The 22877-nt window shown below is 73.3% G+C and carries 21 protein-coding genes; 5 read left to right on the forward strand and 16 right to left on the reverse strand.

Features of this window, described 5'->3' with window-relative positions; translation table 11 throughout:
* Positions 1–130: 130 nt before the first annotated feature.
* Positions 131–364 carry a DUF397 domain-containing protein gene (locus tag ABZ444_RS04030; RefSeq protein WP_352327185.1) on the forward strand — a complete coding sequence of 78 codons (234 nt, stop codon included), beginning with the start codon at positions 131–133 and terminating at the stop codon, positions 362–364.
* 13 nt (positions 365–377) lie between these two features.
* Here ABZ444_RS04030 and ABZ444_RS04035 read toward each other — a convergent pair whose 3' ends face one another.
* The gene (locus ABZ444_RS04035; RefSeq protein ID WP_357992304.1) at positions 378–1010 is read right to left on the reverse strand and encodes a maleylpyruvate isomerase N-terminal domain-containing protein; all 633 of its coding nucleotides are present in this window, start codon (positions 1008–1010) and stop codon (positions 378–380) included.
* An 83-nt stretch (positions 1011–1093) separates the two neighbouring features.
* On the opposite strand from ABZ444_RS04035, the gene ABZ444_RS04040 reads away from it, so the two are divergent.
* A complete protein-coding gene (locus ABZ444_RS04040; RefSeq protein ID WP_357992306.1) occupies positions 1094–1723 on the forward strand; it encodes a TetR/AcrR family transcriptional regulator in 630 nt (209 codons plus the stop codon).
* 64 nt (positions 1724–1787) lie between these two features.
* Here ABZ444_RS04040 and ABZ444_RS04045 read toward each other — a convergent pair whose 3' ends face one another.
* The 6 genes from ABZ444_RS04045 to ABZ444_RS04070 all read right to left on the reverse strand — a co-directional run bounded on the left by ABZ444_RS04045 (position 1788) and on the right by ABZ444_RS04070 (position 7583).
* Positions 1788–2585 (reverse strand): alpha/beta hydrolase, encoded by a 798-nt coding sequence (locus tag ABZ444_RS04045; RefSeq protein WP_357992308.1) that lies wholly within the window; start codon positions 2583–2585, stop codon positions 1788–1790.
* 67 nt (positions 2586–2652) lie between these two features.
* Entirely contained in the window at positions 2653–3873 is a 1221-nt protein-coding gene (locus ABZ444_RS04050; RefSeq protein WP_357992311.1) for an esterase-like activity of phytase family protein, read from the reverse strand.
* Positions 3874–4201: 328 nt separating this feature from the next.
* The gene (locus ABZ444_RS04055; RefSeq protein ID WP_125634885.1) at positions 4202–4513 is read right to left on the reverse strand and encodes a WhiB family transcriptional regulator; all 312 of its coding nucleotides are present in this window, start codon (positions 4511–4513) and stop codon (positions 4202–4204) included.
* A gap of 100 nt (positions 4514–4613) precedes the next feature.
* Complete coding sequence (locus ABZ444_RS04060; RefSeq protein WP_357992314.1) at positions 4614–5483, reverse strand: sucrase ferredoxin; 870 nt, start codon at positions 5481–5483, stop codon at positions 4614–4616.
* Between the two features lie 110 nt (positions 5484–5593).
* Positions 5594–7081, reverse strand: a complete 1488-nt coding sequence (locus tag ABZ444_RS04065) for a glycerol-3-phosphate dehydrogenase/oxidase (RefSeq protein WP_357992317.1) — start codon at positions 7079–7081, stop codon at positions 5594–5596.
* Positions 7074–7583 (reverse strand): helix-turn-helix domain-containing protein, encoded by a 510-nt coding sequence (locus tag ABZ444_RS04070; protein WP_357964840.1) that lies wholly within the window; start codon positions 7581–7583, stop codon positions 7074–7076. The genes ABZ444_RS04065 and ABZ444_RS04070 overlap by 8 nt, the downstream gene beginning before the upstream one ends.
* A gap of 31 nt (positions 7584–7614) precedes the next feature.
* Here ABZ444_RS04070 and ABZ444_RS04075 point away from each other — a divergent pair, with 31 nt between their 5' ends.
* On the forward strand, positions 7615–9189 hold the full coding sequence (locus ABZ444_RS04075; RefSeq protein WP_357992803.1) for an FAD-binding oxidoreductase: 1575 nt from the start codon (positions 7615–7617) through the stop codon (positions 9187–9189).
* Here ABZ444_RS04075 and ABZ444_RS04080 read toward each other — a convergent pair.
* Positions 9168–9578, reverse strand: a complete 411-nt coding sequence (locus ABZ444_RS04080) for a hypothetical protein (RefSeq protein ID WP_357992320.1) — start codon at positions 9576–9578, stop codon at positions 9168–9170. The two genes, ABZ444_RS04075 and ABZ444_RS04080, sit on opposite strands and share 22 nt — an antisense overlap.
* A gap of 129 nt (positions 9579–9707) precedes the next feature.
* On the opposite strand from ABZ444_RS04080, the gene ABZ444_RS04085 reads away from it, so the two are divergent.
* Both ABZ444_RS04085 and ABZ444_RS04090 read left to right on the forward strand, forming a co-directional pair.
* Positions 9708–11195: a metallophosphoesterase gene (locus ABZ444_RS04085; protein ID WP_357992323.1), complete on the forward strand. Its 1488-nt coding sequence runs from the start codon at positions 9708–9710 to the stop codon at positions 11193–11195.
* A gap of 15 nt (positions 11196–11210) precedes the next feature.
* Positions 11211–12785 carry a bifunctional 3'-5' exonuclease/DNA polymerase gene (locus ABZ444_RS04090; RefSeq protein ID WP_357992326.1) on the forward strand — a complete coding sequence of 525 codons (1575 nt, stop codon included), beginning with the start codon at positions 11211–11213 and terminating at the stop codon, positions 12783–12785.
* Positions 12786–12789: 4 nt separating this feature from the next.
* Here the strand turns inward: ABZ444_RS04090 and ABZ444_RS04095 are convergent, their stop codons facing one another.
* The 8 genes from ABZ444_RS04095 to ABZ444_RS04130 all read right to left on the reverse strand — a co-directional run bounded on the left by ABZ444_RS04095 (position 12790) and on the right by ABZ444_RS04130 (position 22775).
* Positions 12790–14064, reverse strand: coding sequence for an MFS transporter (locus ABZ444_RS04095; RefSeq protein WP_357992329.1), 1275 nt, complete (start codon positions 14062–14064; stop codon positions 12790–12792).
* Between the two features lie 76 nt (positions 14065–14140).
* The gene (locus ABZ444_RS04100; protein ID WP_357992332.1) at positions 14141–14956 is read right to left on the reverse strand and encodes an MOSC N-terminal beta barrel domain-containing protein; all 816 of its coding nucleotides are present in this window, start codon (positions 14954–14956) and stop codon (positions 14141–14143) included.
* Positions 14957–14971: 15 nt separating this feature from the next.
* Entirely contained in the window at positions 14972–16162 is a 1191-nt protein-coding gene (locus tag ABZ444_RS04105) for a Cmx/CmrA family chloramphenicol efflux MFS transporter (protein ID WP_357992334.1), read from the reverse strand.
* Between the two features lie 66 nt (positions 16163–16228).
* The gene (locus ABZ444_RS04110; protein ID WP_357992337.1) at positions 16229–16801 is read right to left on the reverse strand and encodes a TetR/AcrR family transcriptional regulator; all 573 of its coding nucleotides are present in this window, start codon (positions 16799–16801) and stop codon (positions 16229–16231) included.
* Positions 16802–16845: 44 nt separating this feature from the next.
* On the reverse strand, positions 16846–18999 hold the full coding sequence (locus tag ABZ444_RS04115; RefSeq protein WP_357992340.1) for a protein kinase: 2154 nt from the start codon (positions 18997–18999) through the stop codon (positions 16846–16848).
* A gap of 202 nt (positions 19000–19201) precedes the next feature.
* The gene (locus ABZ444_RS04120) at positions 19202–20587 is read right to left on the reverse strand and encodes a DUF1116 domain-containing protein (protein WP_357992343.1); all 1386 of its coding nucleotides are present in this window, start codon (positions 20585–20587) and stop codon (positions 19202–19204) included.
* On the reverse strand, positions 20584–21930 hold the full coding sequence (locus tag ABZ444_RS04125) for an FdrA family protein (protein WP_357992346.1): 1347 nt from the start codon (positions 21928–21930) through the stop codon (positions 20584–20586). Before ABZ444_RS04125 ends, ABZ444_RS04120 begins: the two co-directional genes overlap by 4 nt.
* Positions 21927–22775: a DUF2877 domain-containing protein gene (locus ABZ444_RS04130; protein WP_357992349.1), complete on the reverse strand. Its 849-nt coding sequence runs from the start codon at positions 22773–22775 to the stop codon at positions 21927–21929. Before ABZ444_RS04130 ends, ABZ444_RS04125 begins: the two co-directional genes overlap by 4 nt.
* Between the last annotated feature and the right edge of the window lie 102 nt (positions 22776–22877).

Consider the following 22877-nt stretch of genomic DNA (forward strand, 5'->3'; position numbering starts at 1 on the left):
GCTGAAACTCCTGTGATCCACTCCATAGTCGGATTTTTGGTCATCCGGTATATGGAGTCTGTCGTGCTGCCGTATGGTCAGCGCAAACGCGGATGCACGTGCATCCGTAAGATCGCTAGGAGCTTCCCCCATGCACGAGTTCCGGAACGGAACCCCCGCCGGTCACCTTCCCGTCGTGTGGCGCAAGAGCAGGCGAAGCAATCCCAACGGCAACTGCGTCGAGGTCGCGGGCCTGCCCACGGGTGAGATCGCCATGCGCAACTCCCGGTTCCCCGACGGCCCCGCGCTGGTCTACACGCAGGCCGAGATCAGCGCGTTCGTCCTGGGGGCCAAGGATGGGGAGTTCGACGACCTGATCGTCTGATCACCCCGTCTGATCAGCGGGGTTCGTTGTACCAGCGCCACCGGGTCTGACGTGGCCGTCCGGGCAGCTCGCCGCGGCCGGTCGCCCACAGCAGCGTGGCCCACGGGGCGGTGTCCACGGGGGCGTCGGGGAACAGGCGGGCCAGCACCCGCGAGCACAGGTCCGCGGGCGGCTCCCAGGCCAGGCCCAGCCCCTCGCACACGTCGTGCAGATGCACGAGCGTTTCCACCAGGCCCATCGCGGCGGTCGCCGACGCGTCCGCCATGCCGAAGATGTGATGTGCGCGCGCCTGCGGCGGCGCGGTGCGGACCATGGCCGACAGCAGCGCGCCGGAGGCCTGGAGCACCTGCAGCAGCCCGGTGGGCCCGGCCGCGCGGTCGGCGTGGATGGTGTTGTTCGGGCCGCCGGGCCTGCGCCGCTCCAGCGCGAAGGGCACGTACGTGTCCAGCGGCGGCACGTTGAGCCCGAGCTGGGCGGCGTAGGCAAACAGGTCGTCGGCGAGGTGCTCGACGGTCTCCCAGCAGGTCCACTCCAGTGAGCCCGCCTTCGCCTCCCACGCCTGCGGCGGCGCGTCCCGCAGCGTGTCGACGGCGAGGGCGACGGCCTCGTCGAGGTCGTCCGCGGTCACGTGCGCTGAGTCCGGCATGAAGGGCACCTTATCGCCGTCCGCTTCGTGCACCCGCGTGTAGGGTCGTCACGATCCGCACGTCCGGACGGGAGCCGTACCGTATGACCAAGCCCGAAGACCTCACCGCGCGCGCCCGCATCAGGGAGGCGGCGCTGCTGCACTTCGGCGAGCACGGCTTCGAGGGTGCCACGACCCGCGCCATCGCCGGGACCGCCGGGGTGTCCCCGGGGCTGCTGCGCCACCACTACGGCTCCAAGCAGGCGTTGCGCGAGGCGTGCGACGAACACCTGATCAGGGTCGTCCGGCGGATCGACGACGACGTCCGCGCCGGCGCCATGCCCGCCGGGCGCAACCCCGTGGCCGCGGCGCTGGACGCGCTGGCGCCCTACCGGCTGTACGTGGCGCGGGCGCTGGCCGAGGGCTGGGCGGCGCCGCTGTTCGACGGCATCGCCGAGCTGAGCGAGCGGTGGCTGGAGGAGCTCGACGAGACCCGCACCGACGAGCCGTTCGCCGGGCGCAGGGCGCGCGCGACCGTGTCCACGGCCATGTCGCTGTCGGTCGGGGTGCTGCACAAGCACGTCTCCCGCGGCCTCGGCGTGGACGTGTTCAGCCCCGAAGGCGCCCACCTGCTCGCGCTCACCCTGCTCGACCTCTACTCCCACCCCCTGCTGACCCCGGAGGCGGCGGCGGAGCTCCGGGACGCCCTCGGCAAGCACCCCGGAAGCGGATGACCCCGCTCACGCAGGCTCTTTCGTGACGAACCCGCTCAGGCAGGCTCTTTCGTGACGGACCCGCTCAGGACAGGAAGTCCGTCAGCGTCGGCAGCAGCGCCTCCGGCCGGCCGAGCACGCCGTGGTCCTCGCCCGGCAGGACCACGTGCCGGGCGCCCGGCACGGCGTCGGCGACGGCCCGCACGGCGTCCAGCATCCACTTCGGGGACTGGTCGCCGCCGATCGCCAGGGTGGGCACGGTGACGCGGGACAGCCGCCCGACCGGCAGTGACTGCCCCGGACCGCACACGGCGGCGTCGTAGGCGAGCGTGTGCGCCAGGCTGGTGAACCAGCCCCACACCGGCTCCGACCGCATGCCCGCCACGGCCTCCGCGGGCACGTCGGCGCCCTCGGTCAGGAACAGCGCCACGGCCTCGTCGCGCCGGTCCCCCTCGACGAGGGCGCTCAGGCGCTCGGTGAAGTCGCCGCCGGGCGCGGTGCGCCCGCCGTCCACGACGTACGGCGGCTCGTAGACGGCCAGGCGGGCGATCGGCAGCCCGTACGCGGCGGCCTCCAGCGCGAGGATGGCGCCGGAGGAGTGGCCGAAGACGCTCGCCGCGCCGCCCGCGTGCTCGATCAGCGCGGCGAGGTCCTCGATCTCCCGCTCCACGGCGTAGGCGGGCGCGTCGCCGCTGCCGCCCCGGCCGCGGCGGTCGTAGGCGATCGCGCGAAAGCCTGGGGCGAGCGCGGCGGCGAGGGCGGCGACGGTGGTGCGGTCGTTGAAGGCGCCACCCACCAGGATCACCGGGTGGCTCTCGCCGCTGCTCTCGAACGCGATGCGGGTGCCGTCGGCCGAGGTGACGGTCTGAACCGTGGACTGCATGTCGAACTCCTTCTGCGGGCTCCTGTCGCCAGGAGGTCGGAGCCGTCCCACGCTTCTCTACATGCTTCTACCGGAAAACTCGCGGATCGGCCTGAAGGCCGCGCGAGAGCCGGACGGTGATGAACTCGTTGTCGTCGGGACGGCCCGGCGTACGGCCACTGGAGAAGGGGAAGTTGTTGTCGTCCAGGAGGCCCAGGGTGCGGTCGTCGAGGACGACGACGTCCTCGATGGTCTGGAACGGGAACCTGAACGTGCCGGGCGTGCCGCCGAGGCCGCGCGGGTCGGCCAGGTCGAGCAGGTCGGCCACCTGCGTCTTGTCCAGGGCGCCGTCGTGGTCCCGGTCGCGGGTGTCGGCCAGGTAGACGCGCTTGACCTTGGCCGCGTCGCCCTGGAGGTTGTCCCGCTCGATGATCAGGAAGCGGTTCGCGTCCACGGCGACGGCGTCGCCGATGGAGTGCGAGGGGTCCTCCAGCCGGTACGTCCACGTGCGCCCGGTGTATGCGCGCTTGCGCAGGTCGAACTCGTTCATCCGCAGAGTGCCCGCGGGGTCGCCGTTCACCGTGCCTTCGAGCAGCGGGTAGAGCCGGCGGCCGTCCACCGACCTGGCCATGCCCTCGAAGCCCTTGGAGCTGGCCAGGTCGGGCTGGGCGCCGTTCAGCCAGGGGTTCTCGGGGGCCTTGACGCCGGGCAGCTCGATCGGGGCGTCGAGCAGCCGGCCCTTGCGGTCGAAGTGCAGCAGGAACGGACCGAACTCGTCGCCGATCCAGTACGTGCCGTCCGTCGCGCGCACGATCGACTCGACGTCGAAGTCGGAGCCCGTCAGCGTGCGGTCCTGGCGGGTCAGGGCGAACGGGACGAGCCCCCGCGGATCGGTCAGGTTGAAGCCGCCGAGCACCCCGACCGTCCTGGCGGCGAAGTCGGGCTTGACGCGGTGCACGCGCAGGAGGAAGTCGGCGCTGTTGGCCTTGTTGCCGAAGCCGTTGTCGGACAGCACGTCGAAGGTGCCGTCGTGGCGGCGGGCGATGCCGCTGAAGCCCTGCACGGGCTGGCCGGGGAAGGGCGGGGTGACGCCGTTGACCGGCGCGGTGCCGAGGAGGGAGCCCGACGGCTCGCTGCCGGGCACGTAGGTCTGCGCGGGCAGCGCGGCGAAGCCGGTCAGCGTGGCGCGGCCGAACGTGGCGGGTCCGCGGTCCTCGGGCCGGGCGGGGTCGGCCATGGCGGCGGTGGCCGGGGCGGCGAGGGCGAGCGCGATGGCCGCCGCGCACGTCAGGGTGGTGATGCGTCTCATGGCGGGCACGCTAGAGGCGGCACATGACGGCATTCCGAACACGAGACGACCCCTTAGGGACGCTCGCGGAGGAATCGGACACCCCCGAGCCCGGTTATCTGCGTACATGCCCGGACGAAAGGCGCACACGATGGGAAACGCGACGGCCACCCCTGCCCTGGATCGGGCGGGGGTGGCCGGGCGATGCTTTGTCCGGGATGACGATCTCGGGCCTGATCAGGCAGTTGCCCCGACCGGGTTCGCCAGAGCCTGGGCATGGAAGGCCAGGCTCCGGTTCATCGGGACAACTGAGTGATCACGCGATGATCGTTGATGCTGCCGAGGTGTGTCAGGCGGCGGAGATGCCGGCGCTGGCGGCGCGGCGCATGCGACGGCGACGCTCGCTGGCGCGCTCGTCCTCGTTGAGACCGCCCCACGTGCCGTACTTCTCCGGCCGGGACAGCGCGTAGTCTAGGCACTCGTTGCGGACAGGGCATCCGGCGCAGATCGCCTTGGCCTTCCGCTCACGTACGTCACGCTCGGGCTGCCGCTCCCCGTCGGGGCCGAAGAAGAGCACGAGATCCTCACCCCGGCACGCGGCATCATCCTGCCAACCCCAGCTGGGGCGCGGGCGGGCGAGCTGCCGACGTACCTGAGACATGAGAAAACCACCTTCGTGAGAGGTATTTCGGTAATTGAGCCGCATTGGACGCTTTTGGCGTCACTGTTCCAACGCAAGGACGGGCCGTGATGTTCCCTAGTCAGGCGAGGGCGGGCGTGGCGTACCGTACAGGCGTGAGCCTGTCCAGCGAAACCAGCCGGTAGGTGGTGATCGTCTCGGCGCAAGCCGTACCACACGGCGCTGTGAACGCCGATGGCTCAACCACAACCTGGAACCGGACGTCTCCGCAGCGCACGACTGCTTCGGTGACGTCGCCGTCCGACCTGGAGGATTCCACGGCCACTGCGCCGACGGAGCACTCTCCCGTATGGGCTCGGGCAAAATGCTCGACGGCTTGCAATGGCTCAGGGATGCCTGCGCGCCCCCGGAGACGGTCGAGGATGACCTCGCCCGACCGGTACGCGTTAGCCGCTGCCAGTGCAGCAGCCTGAGACATGCTGCCGTAGAAAATTCCGTGTGGCAAGCACACGAGGTTGGCGGCGTAGCGATCGCCGCCAACGTGTGACGTTTCCCACACTCTGTCGGGCAAAGATTCGGCCAGCGACCGAGCGAGGGGTAGTCCAATGCGGGCGCAGCACACATTGCGCTTGGCGTGCGTGCAGACCAGAAATACCGGCTCGTCTTCAAGTATGCAGGACTCCGGGAGCACTCCGGCCACGAAGGCGTCCAGGTCAAGATCGTCCGGACCTGCGACGACACCGCTGGCCAGCCAGGGGTGGTCGCCCGCCGCGTAGGCCAATAGCACACGGATCCCCTGGTCCCGCAGGCGGGTTCGCCTGCCCGGACGCCTGATGAGCTGGGGCCTGATACCGCGTTCGAGCGCTCTGCGCACGAGTTCGGAGATTTCTTCAGGAAGTTGCAAGCTTTCCAGGTGGGACGGCCACGGGCCGGCGTACTCGACGAGCAGCCAGAGCCTGGCTCCCGCGGTGGCGCTGGCCAGGGTGGGCATGGCTCCCGTGTGGCAGCCCGCCGGATGCTCGCATCCCCTCGCCAACGCCTCCCCCTTCCCGACGAATTAGGTAAGGATAACCTAACGCATCGGCGAGTTTGGGGCCGGGGTCACGTCATCCCGAGCACGTCGCGTGTCGCGGGCAGCGCCCGGTCGCGGTCGGCGGCGACCAGGCCGATCCTGGTCCTGCGGTCCAGCAGGTCGGCCTCGTCGAGCGCGCCCTCGTGCCGGACGGACCAGAGCAGGTCGCCCTTGGTCAGGCCGAGCCCGACCTCCTCGGGGTGGGCCTTGACCAGCTCGTACGCCGCCGCCGCCGCGCTGCCGTACCGCTCGGCCAGCCGGGCCGGCACCCCGTCCGGCTGCGGGCCCGCGCCGACCAGTGGGATCTGCTTCGTCCGGCTCGGTCCTGCGCTGAGCCCTTTGAGGGAGACCGCCCGGTCGACGGCGTCCTCGGCCATTCGCCGGTATGTGGTGAGTTTGCCCCCGACGACCGTGACCACACCGCCGTCCGTCAGGACCGCGTGCCGGCGCGAGAGGTCCGCCGTGCGGCCGTCCGCGGCCAGGAGCGGCCTCAGGCCCGCGTACGCGCCCGCGACCGCCTCAGGGGCCACCCGAGTCTCCAGAATGCCGTTCAGCACCTCCAGGAGCGCTGTGACGTCCTCGGCGGGCACCTCGGGGACGTCGGGCACCGGCCCGTCCACCGGCTCGTCGGTCAGTCCGACGTAGACGCGGCCGTCGCCCTGGGGGAGTACGAGCGCGAATCGGTTGCTCTCTCCGGGAATGGGCACATGCATGCCGGCGATCAGCCCCGGCAGCGTCCCGGCGTCGAGCACGAGGTGGCTGCCCCGGGACGGCCGCAGCCGCACCGCCGGGTCGAGCTGCCCGGCCCACACGCCCGTCGCGTTGACCACCGCCCTGGCCCTGATGGTGAACCGCTCGCCGGTCAGCTCGTCGCGCACCTCGGCGCCCTCGTCCGTGAGCCGCAGGGCGCGGCAGCGGGTCAGGACGCGGGCGCCGTGCCCGGCGGCGGTCCTGGCCAGCGCCACGACCAGGCGGGCGTCGTCGAGCAGCCGGCCGTCCCACGACAGCAGGCCGCCGCGCAGGCCGTCGCGCACCAGCACCGGCGCGAGCGTGTGGGCGCGCGCCGCGCCGAGCCTCGTGGGGCCGGGCAGCAGGCGGCGCGGCGTGCGCGCGGCGGTCCGCAGCCCGTCGCCGAGCCGGTAGCCGGTCATCACCAGGGCGGCCTGCCGCGGGGAGACCGACGGCGTCAGCGGCAGCAGGTACGGATGGGCCTTGACCAGGTGCGGAGCCGTCGTCCTGAGCAGGATGCCGCGCTCGACCGCGCTCTCGTAGGCCACGTCCACCTGGCCCTTGGCCAGGTAGCGCAGCCCGCCGTGGACCATCTTGGAGCTCCACCTCGACGTGCCGAAAGCCAGGTCGTGCGCGTCGACCGCCGCTACGCTCAGCCCGCGGGAGGCGGCGTCGAGGGCCGCGCCGGCTCCCGTCGCGCCGAGCCCCACCACCAGCACGTCCAGCCGCTCGGCGGCGACCACGCCCAGTTCGTACGACCTTCTGCGGGCGTTCAGCGAGCTATCCAAGGTAGGCCTCCAGCAGTGCGGTGAGTTCGGCGTCCAGGTCGTCGAGCGTCACGGGGTCGAGCATCGTGGGGGCCGACAGCAGGAACGACTGGGCGACCAGCAGCACGGCCCGCGCCCTGGCCGGCCCGCCGACGGCCGGCTCCAGCAGGGCCAGCACCGCCTCGTGGCTCGCCCCCCGCCGGTCCAGCAGGTACGGCAGCAGCAGCTCCGGGTCCGCCTCCACGATCTTCCGCCACAGCGGGTGCCCGCGCAGCCCGCGTACGCCCGCCACGATCGCGGGCACCGGATCGGACAGGTCGAGCCCCGACACGACCGCGACCCACTCCCGCGTCATCAGGTCGGCGACCAGCGAGCGCACGTCCGGCCAGCGGCGGTAGATCGTCATCCGCGACACGCCCGCCCGCCTGGCCACGTCCGTGAGCGTGGTCCTGCGCACGCCGTAGGCCAGCACGCACGCGCGGGCCGCGTCCAGCACACCCTCATTGTGACGGTTCGACGTCATGTGTCACAGTGTATGCGTGACCGGTGAACCCATGCTGTGGTGTGGCTGGGGCGACCCCGCCAAGGCCCGCGAGCTGCCCGAACAGATCCGCAAACTGCTGCACGACCTGCTCGGCGTGCGCGCGCCCGAGACCCCGGCCGCCGCCATCGAGGAGGTCCGGCTGCCCCCGGTCGCGCTGCCCGAGCCGGTGCTGGCCGCGCTCGCGGCCGTCACCGGGCCCGCGCACGTGCTGACCTCCCACGAGGCCAGGCTGCGGCACACGCGCGGCAAGTCCACGCCCGACCTGCTGCGGATGCGCGCGGGAGACGGCTCCGACGCCCCCGACGCGGTCGTGCTGCCCGGCTCGCACGAGGAGGTGGAAGAGCTGCTGCGGCTGTGCGCGACCGAGCGGGTCGCGGTCGTGCCGTTCGGCGGCGGCACCTCCGTCGTCGGCGGGCTCGTGGCCGCGCGGGCCGGCTTCACCGGCGTGATCACGCTCGACCTGGGCAGGCTCGACCGGCTGCGCTCGGTCGACGCCGAGTCGATGGTGGCCGACTTCGAGCCGGGCGTGCGCGCCCCCGAGGCCGAGCGGCTGCTCGCCGAGCACGGCCTCACGCTGGGGCACTTCCCCCAGTCCTTCGAGTACGCCACGCTCGGCGGCTTCGCCGCGGCCCGCTCCAGCGGCCAGGCCTCGGCCGGGTACGGGCGCTTCGACGACATGGTCGTCGGCCTCACCCTGGCGACGCCGTCCGGGACGCTGGAGCTCGGCCGCGCGCCCAAGTCCGCGGCCGGGCCCGACCTGCGCCAGCTCGTCCTGGGCTCGGAGGGGGCGTTCGGCGTCATCACGTCGCTGCGCCTGCGGGTGCGCAGGCGGCCGGCCGAGCGCCGCTACGAGGGCTGGCGGTTCGAGTCGTTCCGAGCGGGGACGGCCGCCGTGCGGGCACTCGCCCAGGAAGGCCCTGTTCCCACCGTGCTGCGGCTCTCCGACGAGACCGAGACCATGATCGGCCTGGCCCGGCCGGACGCGATCGGCGGCGGCGGCTCCGGCTGCCTGGTGATCCTCGGCGTCGAGGGCGACTGGATCGGCCACCGGCACGCCGCGGCCGCCGCGGTCCTGGCCCGGCACGGCGGCGAGCCGCTGGGGCCCGAGCCCGGCCAGGCGTGGGAGCACGGCCGCTTCTCCGCGCCGTACCTGCGTGACTCGCTGCTCGGCGCGGGCGCCACCGTGGAGACCCTGGAGACGGCCGGCTTCTGGTCGAACCTGCCGCGCCTGTACGACGCGGTCCGGCTGGCCCTGCTCGGCGCGCTCGGCTCGCCGCTGGTCATGTGCCACGTCTCCCACGTGTACGAGACCGGCGCCTCGCTGTACTTCACCGTCGTGACCCCGCAGCAGGGCGACCCGGTCGAGCAGTGGGAGCGGGCCAAGGAGGCGGTGAACGCGGCCATCGTCGAGGCCGGCGGGACGATCTCGCACCACCACGGCGTGGGCCGCGACCACCGGGACGCCTACGGCGCGGAGCTGGGCCCGCTGGGCGTGGGCGTGCTCCAGGCCGTCAAGGACCGGCTGGACCCGGCCGGGATCCTCAACCCGGGGGTGCTCGTCCCTCAGTCGCCGCCCGGGATCTGATCGGCCTCCGCCAGCGTCTCGGCGGCGTCGCTGTAGCGGTGGAGTGCCTCGTACGCCTCGGCCAGCCGGTAGAGGGAGACCGCGAGGTGGCCGCCGTCCAGCCCGCGGCTGAGCGCCACCGCCTCCTGCGCCATGGGCAGCGCCTCGGTGGCGCGGGAACGGTCGAGCAGCAGCCTGGCCGTCGTGCGCAGGCAGTGGGCCAGCAGGCCGGTGTACTCGGCGGGGGAGCGGGCGGCCAGCGCCCGGCTCTGGGCGACGGCCTCGCGCGCCCGGTCGACGCCCCGGCCGCTCCGCCGGGGGAGGGTGAGCGCGTAGGCGAGTAACGCCTGCACGGCCGCCGCGTCGGGGCTGCCCATCCGGGTCGCGTCGTCCGGGCCGTTCCGGTTCATGGGAGCCCACCTCCGCGTCCCAAGGGCTTGCTTGGGGACGTGAGGTTACACCATGCCGCACCATCTGTGTTTCCGGGAGTACGGAGAGTGGAGTGTGCGCGAATGGTGGATGCCGGTAAAGATGTGGTCATGGTGGAAGTCGCGGCCGAGCGCGGGAAGCAGCATTCCTCACGGGTGTCGAAGGCGGGGGCCGGCTGGGCCTGTGCGGAACCGGGGACGTTCGCCCAGCTCAGACCGGACAAGGGCGGATTCACCTGGCTGAATTCACGCACGCTCTGGCTGTCCAGGAACGAGATCCTGGCGAGCTTGTTCGGTGACCCTTCGGGGGAGGTGCGGAAACGATGGATCGCGGCACAGGAAGCCCGCGGGATAGATCCGGAATTTCGCATCAAGCCCGGCGTCGGGGGAAATTTCAATTTCCTGATTCTGGGCGACACCGGCGAGGGCGACGCCTCCCAGTACGCCGTCGTCCCCGGGATGCTGAGGCTGGGGCGGGACACCTCGTTCGCGGTCATCGCCAGCGACGTCATCTACCCGACGGGGTCGGGCAACGAGTACGGGGACAAGTTCTTCCGCCCGTACAAGGACTACGAGGCGCCGATCTACGCGATCCCCGGCAACCACGACTGGTACGACGGGCTCGGCGGCTTCATGCGGGTCTTCTGCGACGCCCCGCCGCTCAAGCCGAGGCCGGACCGCGGGCTGCGCGGGCTGCTGTGGCGCAAGCCGGAGACGATCGACGAGGGCAGGCTGGCCGAGGCGCGCAAGCTCCGGGGGCGGCCGGCCCAGCAGGCCGCGCAGCCGGCGCCGTACTGGGTGATCGAGAGCGACAGCCTGCTGGTCGTGGGCGTGGACACCGGCATCAAGAACGTGCTCGACAAGACGCAGACGGCCTGGCTGCGCCGCGTCTCGCTCGACCCGCGGCCGAAGATCCTGGTGACCGGGAAGCCCATCTACACCGGCAACGTCCACAAGCCGTCACTGCTGGAGGAAGGCGGCACGATCGATGACATCGTGCGCGACCCGGCCCACCGGTACGTCGCGGCCATCGGCGGAGACGTGCACAACTACCAGCGCTATCCGGTCAAGGTGGGCGACCGGGTGATCCAGTACATCGTGACCGGCGGCGGCGGCGCCTTCATGCACGCCACCCACATCATCGGCAGGGTGGACGTCGCCGGCGTGGCCGAGGACGAGTTCAAGTGCTACCCGCTGCGCGGCGACTCGCTGTCCTTCTACAGCCAGCTCTACGCCCGCCGGCTGCGGATGAAGTGGCTCTGCCTCACCCCCGACGAGGCGGTGTGCATCATGTCCAGCCAGATCGGCAACCGGCCGGCCCGGCCGGTCGAGGGCCCGGTCACGGTCACCCGGCGGATGCGCTGGGCGGCGCGGCTGCTCGGGGCCTGGCCGTGGCCGTTCAGGCTGCCGGTGGACAAGGTGTTCCACCGCTTCCTGTCGGAGCTGTCCGACTGGGACCAGCCGCCGTTCTTCAAGCAGTTCCTGCACGTGTCGGTCACGCCCGACCGGCTGACCCTGCGCTGTTTCGCCGCCACCGGCTGCCTGGAGCAGGAGCTCCGGCCGCCGTTGGAGGACGAGGTGCACATCGATTTGTCGTAGCTGTTTGGCACCCTTATGTGCGTGTATGTCGTGGTAGCGGGGGAGACGGTGCTTCCCGTCGGAGGAACGGCCCGGCGCGCGGCTGGCCCGGCGTCCGCGGTGCGGGAGCTGGAGTCCGGGGGCGGGCCGCGGTGGGTCTGGGCCGACACGCGGGAGACGTACCCGCCGCTGCTGGAGCAGGGCGTGCGGGTGGCGCGCTGCCACGACCTCGCGCTCACCGAGGGGCTGCTGCTCGCCCACGAGGGCCGCTACGGCGAGCCGCGCTCGGCGCGGGCCGCCCACGCCCGGCTGCACGGCCTGCCGGTGCCCGACGACCAGCCGAGCGTGCCCGGCACGCTGTTCGCGCCCGAGCCGCTGTCCGCCGAGGCGGTGGCCGAGGTGCTGGCCGACCAGCTCCGCCGGATCGAGGAGCTGCCCGAGCCCGGCCGCTTCCGGCTGCTGGTCGCCGCCGAGTCCGCGGGCGCGCTGGTCGCCGCCGAGATGTCGCACGAGGGCATGCCCTGGCGCCGGGACGTGCACGACGCGCTGCTCACGGACATGCTCGGCCCGCGGCCCGTGCACGGCATGCGCCCGGCCAAGCTCCAGGCGCTGGCCGACGAGGTGGCGGCGGCCTTCGGGCGGCCGGTCAACCCCGACTCGGTGCAGCAGCTGGTCAAGGCGTTCAAGGGGGCCGGGGTGGCGCTGAAGACGACCCGGTCGTGGGAGCTGAAGAAGATCGATCATCCCGCCGTCGCGCCGCTGCTGGCCTACAAGGAGCTGGCCCGGCTCCACAGCTTCCACGGCTGGGTGTGGGCCGACCAGTGGGTGCGCGGCGGGCGCTTCCGCCCCGAGTACGTCGTCGGCGGCGTGGTGTCCGGCCGGTGGGCGACCAGCGGCGGCGGGGCGCTGCAGATCCCCAAGGTGATGCGCCGGGTCGTGGTGGCCGACGAGGGATGGACGCTGGTCGTCGCCGACGCGGCCCAGCTGGAGCCGAGGGTGCTGGCCGCGATGGCCGGCGACGGCGGGCTGGCCAGGGCGGCGGGGGAGATCGACCTGTACTCGGCGCTGGCCCAGTCGTTCGGCGGCGAGCGCGGGAACGCCAAGATCGCGATGCTGTCCGCCATGTACGGCGGCACCAGCGGCGACGCCTCCAAGCTGCTGGCCGTCATGCGGCAGCGCTTCCCCAAGGCGTACCAGTTCGTGGAGGACGCGGCCAAGGCCGGGGAGGAGGGGCGGCTGGTGCGGTCGTGGCTCGGGCGTACCAGCCCGCCGCCGTCCGGGCGGTGGAAGGAATTGGTGTCCGGCCCGGAGGGCGGCCGGGCGGCCCGCGACCGGGGCAGGTTCACCAGGAACTTCGTGGTGCAGGGCACGGCGGCCGAATGGGCCCTGGCGTTGCTGGCGGTGCTGCGCGGGCTGCTGCCCGAGCCCGCCAGGCTGGTGTTCTTCCAGCACGACGAGGTCATGGTGCACTGCCCGCTGGAGCAGGCGCAGGAGGTCGCCGCGGCGGTGACGACGGCGGCGGCCGAGGCGAGCAGGCTGCTGTTCGGCTCGACCCCGGTGCGCTTCCCGATGGAGACGGTCGCCGTGGGGTGCTACGGCGACGCCAAGTGACCGTTCAGGCCGGTCGGGCGCGGTCGCGGTACCGGGCCGAGCCCAGCCAGAGCCCGGCCAGGGTGACCATGACGCCGACGACCAGGCCGAGCACGCCGTAGGACAGGATGCCCACGATGGCGCCCGCGATGATCGTCCCGGTGGCGCCGCAGACGTTCATCAGCAGGTCGGACAGGCCCTGCACGGCGGGCCGGCGGTCGATCGGCACCGACTCGGTGACCAGCGCCGACCCGGCGACCAGCCCGCACGACCAGCCGAGCCCGAGCACGACCAGGGCCGTGGTCACCTGCCACACCCGGTGCCCCGCCGTGCCCGCCAGGACGGCCGCGGCCAGCAGCAGCGCCGAGCCGAGCACCAGCACCGGCACCTTGCCCGCCCGGTCGGCCAGCCAGCCGACGACCGGCGAGAACATGTACATGCCGGCGATGTGCAGGCTGATCACCAGGCCGATGACGTTCAGGTTCGAGCCGTCGTGGTGGAGCTTGACGGGGGTCATCGACATGATCGAGACCATCGCGGTGTGGGCCACCGCGATCATGACGAGCGCGCGGCGGGCCATGGGGGTCTCGCGCAGCGTGCGCAGGCCCGTCCTGATCGTGCGGTGGCGGCCGGGGCCGGGCTCGGGGGCGCCGTCCAGCTCGCGGGCCAGCTTGAGCGGGTCCGGGCGCAGGCCGCCGATGATGATCACCAGCGCCACGGCGAACGCCAGCGCCGCGAACGCGAACGGCCCGGCCTTGGCCGCCAGCCCCGCCTCGATCCCCATCCGGTCGGCGGGCTCGGCCAGGTTGGGCCCGGCGACCGAGCCGACGGTCGAGGCCCACACCACCAGCGACAGGTGCCGGGCCGCGTGGCCCTGCGGTGACAGGTCGGTGGCCGAGTAGCGGGCCGCCAGGCTGCCCGCGCTGCCGCCGCCGACCAGCACCAGGCCGGCCAGCAGCAGCGGCCAGTTGCCCAGGCTGATCGCGGCCACCGAGATCGCGCAGCCCGCCAGCGCGGCCAGGTAGGTCAGCGACAGGCCGACCCGGCGGCCTCCCAGGCTCGACAGCCGCGCGGTCGGCAGCGCGAGCAGCGCCGCCCCGAGCACGGTCGCCGTTCCGGCGAACCCGCTGATCACGGTCGAGCCGGACAGCTCGTCCACGACCACCGAGCTGAGCGCCAGCCCGACGGCCACCCCCACGCCGCCCACGATCTGCGCGGCGGACAGGACGACCAGGGTTCGACGCTGGACGCCGGCGAGGTCAGGCGGGGAGACGGGGGGTTTCGTGGGGGTGCTGGTCACCTGTGAAGTCTCGCATAGCCCCCGACATCCACCCAAAGAGGACAGGCATCCATTTCTATTGGGAAAGGTGCCTTTTTCAGAGGATGGTGACGGAATCCCCCACGGTGATCGTGCCGGGGGCGTCCGGGATCAGGTTGATGCCGAACCAGACCTTGCCGTCCCACTTGCGGTGGCGGGACAGCGTCCTGATGGGCTCCTTGCCCTTGGTGTACGTCGCGGTGTCGATCGTGGTCAGCACGCAGCGGTCGCAGCCCTTGGTCACCCGGAAGGTGACCGCGCCGATGCGCAGCCGCTTCCAGTCGTCCTCGGCGAACGGCCGCTCCACCCCGTCGATCACCACGCTGGGCCGGAAGCGGTGCATGGGCAGCGGCGGGGGGATCTCCTCGCCGCGCTCGGCCGCCGTCTCGGCGATCCAGTCGTTGAGCCGGCCGAGGGAGGCGGTCGTGGTCAGCAGCAGGGGGTAGCCGTCGGCCAGGCTCACCCGGTCGCCGGGCAGGCCGTACTCGGGGTTGACGGGACGGCGGGTCGGGTCGTCGAGCCAGGCCAGCCGCGCCGGGCGGCCGATCAGGTCCGACAACCAGCGCGCCGCGTCGTCGCCGCAGTCGGTGAGCTCGACCGGCGTGCGCCAGACGTCCACGGTGGTCATGCCGGCGGTGGGGGTGACCCGCAGCGGGGGCGCGTGCGGGCCGGTCAGTGTGAGGGTGTCGCCGTCGAGCTGCGCCACGCAGGCCAGCAGCATGGGGTGTTCGCGGGCGGTCAGCAGGCCGCCCTGGCCGTCGGTCACCAGGTAACGCCGGTCGCCGGCCAGCCCCCACGGCTGCACCTCGGCCTCTTGGACGTCGTGCCCGGCGGTGGACTTGACGGGATAGAAGTGGATGCTCGCCAGTTCCATGGCCAGGACCGTACCTCACGGCCTCGGGACGGCCTCGGCCCGGTGGGCCACGGCGACCGGCTCCCGGCCCGGACGGGCGGACAGGACCACCACGCCCAGGGCCGCCACGCCGAGCACGGCGCCGATCCAGCCGACGGACGGGTATCCGGCGCCCGCCCCGATGGCCAGCCCGCCGAGCCACGGCCCGACGGTGATGCCGACGTTGAAGGCGCAGACGTTCATCGCGGCGGCCATCGTGGGGGCGTCCTTGGCCAGGGCGAAGACGCGGGTGTTCAGCGTCGGGTTGGTGGCGAAGCCGAACCCGCCGAGCAGCAGGACCAGCGGCACGGCCAGCACCGCGACCGGCGCGGCCAGGGCCAGCAGGACCGAGGTCACGACCAGCCCGGCGATGCCCGCGTACAGGGTCGGGAACGGGCGCGTGTCGGCGGTGCGCCCGCCGATCGTGATGCCGATCACCGCGCCGACCCCGTACAGCGCCAGGACGGCGGGCACCCAGGCGGCCCGCATGCCGGTCGTGTCCACGAGCATCGCGCTCAGGTAGCTGAAGGAGACCAGCAGCCCGCCGGTCGCCAGGGCGGTGGTGGCGAAGGCCAGCCACAGGCGCGGGCTCAGCATCGAGCGGAGCTGCTCGGCGACGCCCGGCGCGGCCTCCCGCTCGGGCCGGCCGCCGGGGATCGTGGCCAGCACGCCCAGGGCCGCCAGCGCCGACAGCGCGGCCACGGCCCAGAACGCGGCGCGCCAGCCGAGGTGCTGGCCGATGACCGTGCCCAGGGACAGCCCGACGACGGTGGCCACGGTCAGCCCGCCCGCCACGATGCTCATCGCCCTGCCCCGGGCGTTCGGCGGCACCAGGCCGACCGCCGTGGAGGCCGCGACCGCCCAGAACCCCGCGTAGACGAAGGCGCCCGCCACGCGGGTGGCGAACAGCAGGCCGTAGCTGGTGGTCAGGGCCCCGGCCACGTGGGTCAGCGCGAAGACCGCCATGAACGTCAGCAGCGCCGTACGGCGGGGCCAGCGCATCGTCACGACGGCCAGCACCGGCGCCCCCACCAGCATCCCGATCGCGAACGCCGAGATCAGCAGCCCCGCGTCGGGGACGGACACGCCGAGGTCGGCGGCCATCTCCGGCAGCAGTCCGGCCAGCATGAGCTCCGAGGTGCCCTGGGCGAAGATCGCCAGCCCCAGGATGAACACCGCCAGCGGCATGAGAACTCCTCAGTTTTAGAACGATCAGTGCAGAATTTGGGCACGAAAAAATAGTCGGGTGCGGGGTCAGAAAGCGGTCAGCGCCGTCGTCGCGATGGATTCGAGCACCGCCCGGCCCGCCCCGCCCCGCGCCGCGACGCGCAGGCCGCTGACCGTGGCCACGACGAAGTGCGCGAGCGCCAGGGCGTCCTTGTCCGCGCCGATCTCGCCGAGGGCCTGGCCGCGCTCGATCGCGCCCCGCATCGCCTCCACCCGCCGCTCGCCGTCGCGGCGCAGCAGGACGGCGATCTCCGGGTCGTGCGGAGCCAGCTCCACCAGGGCGTTGACCACCAGGCAGCCGGCCGGGTCGCCGGCCCCGGGGTCGACCGCCTGCCACAGCACGGTCCTGATCTTCTCCACGGCGGGCGCGTCGGAGGCCATGAGCTCGATCAGCGCGGACGTGCGCTCCTCCTGGTAGCGGCGCAGGGCCCGCTCGTAGAGGTCGCGCTTGTTCGCGAAGGTGTTGTAGATGCTGCTGCGGCCGAGGCCGGTGGCCTCGCACAGGTCCTGGGTCGAGGTGCCCTCGTAGCCCGCGTCCCAGAACGCGCGCATGGCCGCCTCGACGGCGCGGTCCTCCTCGAACGTCCGTGGTCGTGCCATGACGAGCACGTTAGCACGTTTTGGAATGATCAGTGCAATATGGGTCAGGTGGTCTGGCGGAACGTGTCCAGGAACACCTTGCGGGCCCCGGCCTGGTCGTCCCACTTCAGCTCGGGCATGTCGAACGAGATCGTGAAGGCGGTCTTGTCGTCGAGCGTGACGTACCGGGTCAGGGCGTGCATCGGGACGCCGTCCTTGGAGGTGTAGGTGTACTCCCAGTCGGCGGCCTTCCAGCCGCGGTAGTCGGTGGCCTGGAGCTGCACCTGGATGTAGCCCTCCACGCCGCCGTCGGCCTCGCGGCGGCTCAGCTCGGCGAGCCCGTCGGCCTCCGGGGCGGCCTGCTCGACGACGATCCGGGTGCCGGAGTCCTTGGGGCCGGTGAAGGTGGCCGCGTCCCCCGAGGTGGCCAGCTTCCAGCCGTCCGGGACCGCCGCCGCGAAGCCGGGCGGGGTGTGCTCCTTGTAGCCGTCGGGCACCGGCGACGGCCCGGACTTCCGCGGCGCCTGGCTGGTGGTGGCGGCCGACTGCGTGCCGGGCGAGACCTGCGGCGAGCCGCCGGACAGGATGACCACGATCGCCCCGATCACCACGGCCACGCCCGCGACCGCGCCGGCGATCAGCAACGGCGTGGGCCTGCCGCCACGCATCCAGGGGCCGTCGCCCTCCTGGACCCTGCGGCGGCTCGTGCCCGCCCGCGAAGGACCGCTGCGCGCGGGGCCGTTGCGCGCGGGGCCGGTCCGGGTGGCGCCGGTCCGGGTGGCGCCGGTGCGCGAGGAGCCCGTCCGGGTGGAGCCGGTGTCCGACGAGCCGGCGCGCGATCCGGCGCCGGAGCCGGGCAGGGTCGCCAGGCGGCTGTGGCTGATGTCGTGCGACAGGTCACGTGAGTGCTCGCGCAGTTCGTCGGCCGAGGCCAGCGGCCACGGGGCCGGGACGGCGGCCGCCCTGCTGTCCGTGGTCAGCGGCAGGATCGGCTGCGGCGCGGGCGGGACGGGCGCGTCGAGGTCGTCGAGGTCCTCGGCGGGCGCTTCCATCCGGTGCGGGCCGGACGGGCCGCCGAAGGCGTCGAAGCCGCCGGCCGGGGACGGGAGCCGGTCGGTGCGATGGCTGCCCGACGGGCTCGACAGGCCGTCGTAGGGCGGCATCGCGTACCCACCCGCCGGGCCGGCCAGCGGGTCGTACGGCACCCGCACCGGCCCCGAAGGGGTCTCCACGATGCGCGAGGGCATCGGCCCGGACGGGTGCTCCAGCGGCGGCAGCATCCCCAGCGGCGTCGGGTCCGACTCGGCCGGCAGCGTCTCGGGCGGGCGCGGACGGGCCGAGCCGTGGGCGCGCAGCACCGCTTCCAGCAGGTCGGCGACCTGCTCCGCGGTGAGCCGCTCGGCCGGGTTCTTGCGCAGCAGGCCCTCGATCACCGGCAGCAGCGTCCCGGCCCGCTGCGGCCTGATCGGCTCCTGGGTGAGCACCGCGCCCAGGACCGCGATCGCGTCCGGCCCCTCGTACGGCGGCCGCCCCTCCACGGCCGCGTACAGCGTCGCGCCGAAGGACCACAGGTCGGCCGCCTGCCCGACCGGCTGCCCGGACAGCCGCTCCGGCGGCACGTACGCGGGCGAGCCCATGAGCAGCCCGGTCTGCGTGATCGTCACGTCGCCCTCGATGGCGGCGATGCCGAAGTCGGTCAGCACCACGCGGTCGGAGGTCAGCAGCACGTTGCCCGGCTTGACGTCGCGGTGCAGGATGCCGGCCGCGTGCGCGTGCCGGAGCGCGTCGAGCACGCGGATGCCGATCTCGGCGGCCTGGATCACCGGCAGCGGGCCGCTCTGCCGCACGGCCTGCTCCAGCGACCAGGCGCGGACCAGCTCCATCACGATCCACGGCCGCCCGTCCTCCTCGACGACGTCGTGGACGGTGACGATGCCCGGATGCGTCAGCCGGGCCGCCGACCTGGCCTCGCGCAGCATGCGCCGGTGCGCCATCTGCTTGCCGGCCTGATCCAGCCCGTACGGCAGGATCAGCTCCTTGACCGCGACGTCCCGGTCGAGCAGCACGTCGTGGGCGTGCCACACCATGCCCATGCCGCCCCTGCCGACCGGCGACATCAAGCGGTAACGCCTGCCGACCAGACGTCCCTGGCCCTGCGGGTCACCTCCCGGCGCACCCTGGTCCGGGCCGGGCCCGCCGAGCAAGCGGTCGGCTGCCATCTTGCCGCCCCCATTCAGCCTCATCCGTCACATCAGAGCGTGACCACTTCGTGCGGTGGATCGCCGTACGCGCCACCGTGCGCCATGCGCTACTTGCAGATTATGAGGTTCGCCACGATATCGGCGGAAAATCGGTAATGGAAGGCGAAGACCCTTTACAGCTGCTCTGACGTGCAGATATGCGGCTTTTCAAACTGATCACTTACTCAGCGGCGAGTGCGATCAAGGCGCTGGTGAACGCCTGCGCGGGCGGCTCCACCAGCCCCGCGCCGACCTGGCCGGTGCCCGCGACGCGCCCCGCGATGCCGGTGTTGACGACCGGCAGAATGCCCGTCCTGGCGACGAGCGTCACGTCGATGCCGACGGGCGTGCCGCGGAATCCGAGCCCGGGAATCTGGTACGCGGGATGCTCGGCGAGCGTGATCTCGTACATCGAGCGGGTGGCCCGTACCGCGTCGGCCACCTCGCCGCCGACGAAGCGCACGATCGCGGGCGCGGCGGCCATCGCGAAGCCGCCCAGCCCGGAGGTCTCGGTGATCGTGGAGTCGCCGATGTCGGGGTTGGCGTCCTGCGGGCCGTACGCGCCGAGGTAGAGGCCGTCGGGCACCCCGGCCGGGCCGGTGAACCAGCGTCCGCCGAGCCCGGAGACCTGCACGCCGAAGTCGGTGCCGTTCCTGGCCATGGCCACGACCAGCGAGGAGCCGGGGATGTCGCGGGCGGCGTCCGTGCTGACCTTGCCCGCGGCCATGCCCGCGTTGAGGAAGAAGTGGTCGTTGCCGTTGATGAAGCGCAGCACCTGCGCCGCCTGCGCGGGCGCGGCCTCCACGAGGGCCGGGGCCAGCTCGCGCAGCAGCAGCGAGGTGGCCGCGCGGTTGCGGTTGTGCAGCTCGTCGCCCATCTGCAGGGCCTGCGCGATCAGCGAGCGCAGGTCGATCGGGCCGGTACGGGCCAGCGTCGCGACGAGGACCGGGCCGAGCACCTCGTCCATCCAGCGCAGCCGGTCGAGCACCTCGGGGCCGTACGCGCCGTACCTGAGCACCTTGCCCAGGCCCTCGTTGAGCGAGCAGTAGGCGGTGCCGCCGTGCTCCTCGTCGCGTACCTCCAGCAACCACATCGACGGGCTCACCACGCCCGCCATCGGCCCCACCGTGGCGTGCTCGTGGCAGGGCCGCAGCGCGACCGCGCCCGCCGCCAGCCCGGCCTCGGCCGCCCGCTCGTCGCCCGCCAGGCCCTCCAGCAACATCGCGCCGATCAGCGCGCCGCGCATCGGGCCCGAGGCGCGGTCCCACTCGATCGGCGGCCCGGCGTGCAGGAACGTCCCCGCGGGCAGTACCTCGGCGGCCCGTCGCAGGCCCACCAGGTACGGCCGCGCGCCGGTCAGCCTGCGCACGGCCAGCTCGTTGGCGGCCGTCCTGCGCGGATCGGCCAGCACCCTGGCCAGGGCGTCGGCGGTGCCGGGCAGCGGCGGCCGCCAGGCCACCGGCGTCGTCGGCACGGCCTGGGCCGCCAGCGCCTCGTCGAGCAGCCCCGCGCCGACGGTGATCACCCGCGGCGGCCCGGACAACAGGCTCACGACGGGCGGGGTCACAGGAGGCTCCGGGCGTGGCGGGCGGCCTCGGCGTTGGAGACGAACACGGCCGCCCCGGCCTCGCGCAGCGCCGCGGCCTGCCGGTGCAGGTCCTGGGGGTCGCCCGCGCTGCCGACCAGCGCCACCACGACGGTGGCCGGCGTACGGGCGACGGCCGCCGCCAGCGAGGCCGCCGGGTCGGGGTCGGCGGCGTGGCCGAGCACGACGTCCATGAGCACCACCTCGTCCGCCCGGACGCGCGACAGAGCCTCCAGGCGCAGCGTCGGGTCGATCATCGGATGCGCCCTGCCCCTGGTGTAGGCGTCGTCCCCGAAGTCGGTGAACTCGCCGGGCCCGGCCAGGACGGCGGCCTCCGCGCAGAGCGTGCCGCCCGAGTACAGGCCCCTGACGCTGCGCGGCTCCCCGCGCAGCGCACCCGGCCACGACGGCCATCCGGGCACGCTCCGGCCCAGCGCCCGCAGCGCCCGCCCGGCCGCCTCGGTGAGGTCGGTCTCCGGCAGCACCGCCTCCACCACCGGCGTGCGCAGCCCGGCGGCCACCTCCCGGACGGCCCCCGCCACGCCGGGGTCGGGCGGCTTGCCGACCAGCACGATCAGCTCGGTGGCCGGATCGTCGTCGAGCAGCCGCAGGGCGCGCATCGTGGCCAGCCCGCCGACCTCGGCCGACAGGTCCCTGCCGCCCACGCCGAGGATGTGGCTGACCCCCGCTTCGGCCCAGTCGAGCAGGCAGGACACCTGCTGGGCGCCCGTGCCGGAGGCGGCGACCAGGCCGACCGGCCCCGGCCGCAGCACGTTGGCGAAGCCGAGCCCGACGCCCGCGATCGAGGCGGTGCCGCAGTCGGGCCCCATGACCAGGACGTCGCGCTGCTCGGCCAGTTCCTTGAGCCACCGCTCCTGGGCGAGGGGCATGCCGTCGCTGAAGATCATCACTGGCAGCCCGGCCTCGACGGCGTCGTAGGCCTCGCAGAAGGCGTGCTCGCCGGGCACGGACACCAGGACCAGGTCGGCCGGCGTCCTGGCGGCCGAGCGGGTGGTGAGCGGCGGCTGCTCCCCGGCGGCCGTGGCCGTGGCCGCGGTGCTGGCGGCCCGCGCGGTCAGGCGGGCGTCCAGCTCCTCGACGGCCCGCGCGGGGTCGGCGCCGCGGAGGGCGATGAGCAGGTCGCCGGGGCCCGCGGGCGGGGGCTCGAAGCCGAGGTCGCGGACGATGGCGAGGTTGAGCTCGGTGGCCATGGCCACCATCGCCACCTCCACGCCCGGCATTTCGGTCAGCGCCCGACTTATTCGCATCAAGGTGACGGAGTCGTGGTACGTCCCTTTTCTTAGCTGGATCAGGTCGTCGCTCACGGGCGCCCGCTCAACGCCCGGACCGAGGCCAGCCCGATCGAGATGCCCTGGGCCAGGTCGGCGCCCGAGGTGTGGCCGAGCCGGTGCAAGCGCCGCAGCGCCGGTTCGAGCGCCTGCCTGCCCGCGATGCCGCGCAGCACGCCGGTCACCTCCGGGCTGGCCTCGCCCCTGGCCGCGCAGTGCAGCAACGTCGCCGAGATCGGCGTCGTACGGGTGCGCGCGTCGTAGGTGACGGTCGCCGCCAGCCAGTCGGCCAGCCAGACCGCCCGCCGCGTGCCGGTCGCCGTGCCGAGGTGCCTCAGCGTCACCAGCAGCCCGGCCAGCACGTCGTCGCCGCTCGGCGTGAGCCCGGGACCGAGCCCCACGAGCTGTTCCGCCGCCGTCACCGCGCCCAGCAGCCGCCCCCGCGCGCAACTGCGCGCCAGCAGCTCGACCGCGTCGTTCCCGGCCAGGCCGGGGCGTCCGGGGCCGTCCAGGACGACGTCCGCCAGGCTCAGCGGGTCGACCGGACCCAGCGCCGGAGCCGGGTCCCACCAGCGGCGCACGCCGAGGCTCAGCGAGCCCAGCTCGATGCCGCGGTCGCCCACGGAAGCGTCCTCACCCACGGTGACCCGAGGCAGCGGCGTGGCCAGCAACACCGAGTTGGGCAGCCGGGCCGCCTCGCCGGTGATGAGGGCGATCACCGAAGGCTCGCAGTCGGTCCTGACCTCCAGGTATATCCCCGCGGAGAACGCCGCGAGCACCCGGGCCGGGCTGCGCGGGGCCTCCAGCACGGGACGGACGGCGGTGCTCGCCGCGCCCGTCACGCGGACCCGGGCACGCCGCGCATGAGTACTGACGGTCACCGAACCTCCCATTGGACCCTGGTCCTGACCGTAGAACGGCCGCGGAACCCTCCGTACGGAGAAATTTGCCAACAGTCAGCGGGAAGGTTGGCTCTTCCTGAC

The sequence above is a fragment of the Nonomuraea sp. NPDC005730 genome (genome assembly GCF_040630865.1).
Classification (GTDB): domain Bacteria; phylum Actinomycetota; class Actinomycetes; order Streptosporangiales; family Streptosporangiaceae; genus Nonomuraea.

Bases quoted from the DNA above. Each gene is read 5' to 3' on its own strand.
- ABZ444_RS04040 (WP_357992306.1), top strand. From the start codon at position 1,094: ATGACCAAGCCCGAAGACCTCACCGCGCGCGCCCGCATCAGGGAGGCG.
- ABZ444_RS04085 (WP_357992323.1), top strand. From the start codon at position 9,708: ATGGTGGAAGTCGCGGCCGAGCGCGGGAAGCAGCATTCCTCACGGGTG.
- ABZ444_RS04105 (WP_357992334.1), bottom strand. From the start codon at position 16,162: ATGCCGCTGGCGGTGTTCATCCTGGGGCTGGCGATCTTCGCCCAGGGC.
- ABZ444_RS04090 (WP_357992326.1), top strand. From the start codon at position 11,211: ATGTGCGTGTATGTCGTGGTAGCGGGGGAGACGGTGCTTCCCGTCGGA.
- ABZ444_RS04060 (WP_357992314.1), bottom strand. From the start codon at position 5,483: ATGCCCACCCTGGCCAGCGCCACCGCGGGAGCCAGGCTCTGGCTGCTC.
- ABZ444_RS04045 (WP_357992308.1), bottom strand. From the start codon at position 2,585: ATGCAGTCCACGGTTCAGACCGTCACCTCGGCCGACGGCACCCGCATC.
- ABZ444_RS04075 (WP_357992803.1), top strand. From the start codon at position 7,615: ATGCTGTGGTGTGGCTGGGGCGACCCCGCCAAGGCCCGCGAGCTGCCC.
- ABZ444_RS04050 (WP_357992311.1), bottom strand. From the start codon at position 3,873: ATGAGACGCATCACCACCCTGACGTGCGCGGCGGCCATCGCGCTCGCC.
- ABZ444_RS04110 (WP_357992337.1), bottom strand. From the start codon at position 16,801: ATGGCACGACCACGGACGTTCGAGGAGGACCGCGCCGTCGAGGCGGCC.
- ABZ444_RS04070 (WP_357964840.1), bottom strand. From the start codon at position 7,583: ATGACGTCGAACCGTCACAATGAGGGTGTGCTGGACGCGGCCCGCGCG.
- ABZ444_RS04115 (WP_357992340.1), bottom strand. From the start codon at position 18,999: ATGGCAGCCGACCGCTTGCTCGGCGGGCCCGGCCCGGACCAGGGTGCG.
- ABZ444_RS04080 (WP_357992320.1), bottom strand. From the start codon at position 9,578: ATGAACCGGAACGGCCCGGACGACGCGACCCGGATGGGCAGCCCCGAC.
- ABZ444_RS04055 (WP_125634885.1), bottom strand. From the start codon at position 4,513: ATGTCTCAGGTACGTCGGCAGCTCGCCCGCCCGCGCCCCAGCTGGGGT.
- ABZ444_RS04100 (WP_357992332.1), bottom strand. From the start codon at position 14,956: ATGGAACTGGCGAGCATCCACTTCTATCCCGTCAAGTCCACCGCCGGG.
- ABZ444_RS04035 (WP_357992304.1), bottom strand. From the start codon at position 1,010: ATGCCGGACTCAGCGCACGTGACCGCGGACGACCTCGACGAGGCCGTC.
- ABZ444_RS04030 (WP_352327185.1), top strand. From the start codon at position 131: ATGCACGAGTTCCGGAACGGAACCCCCGCCGGTCACCTTCCCGTCGTG.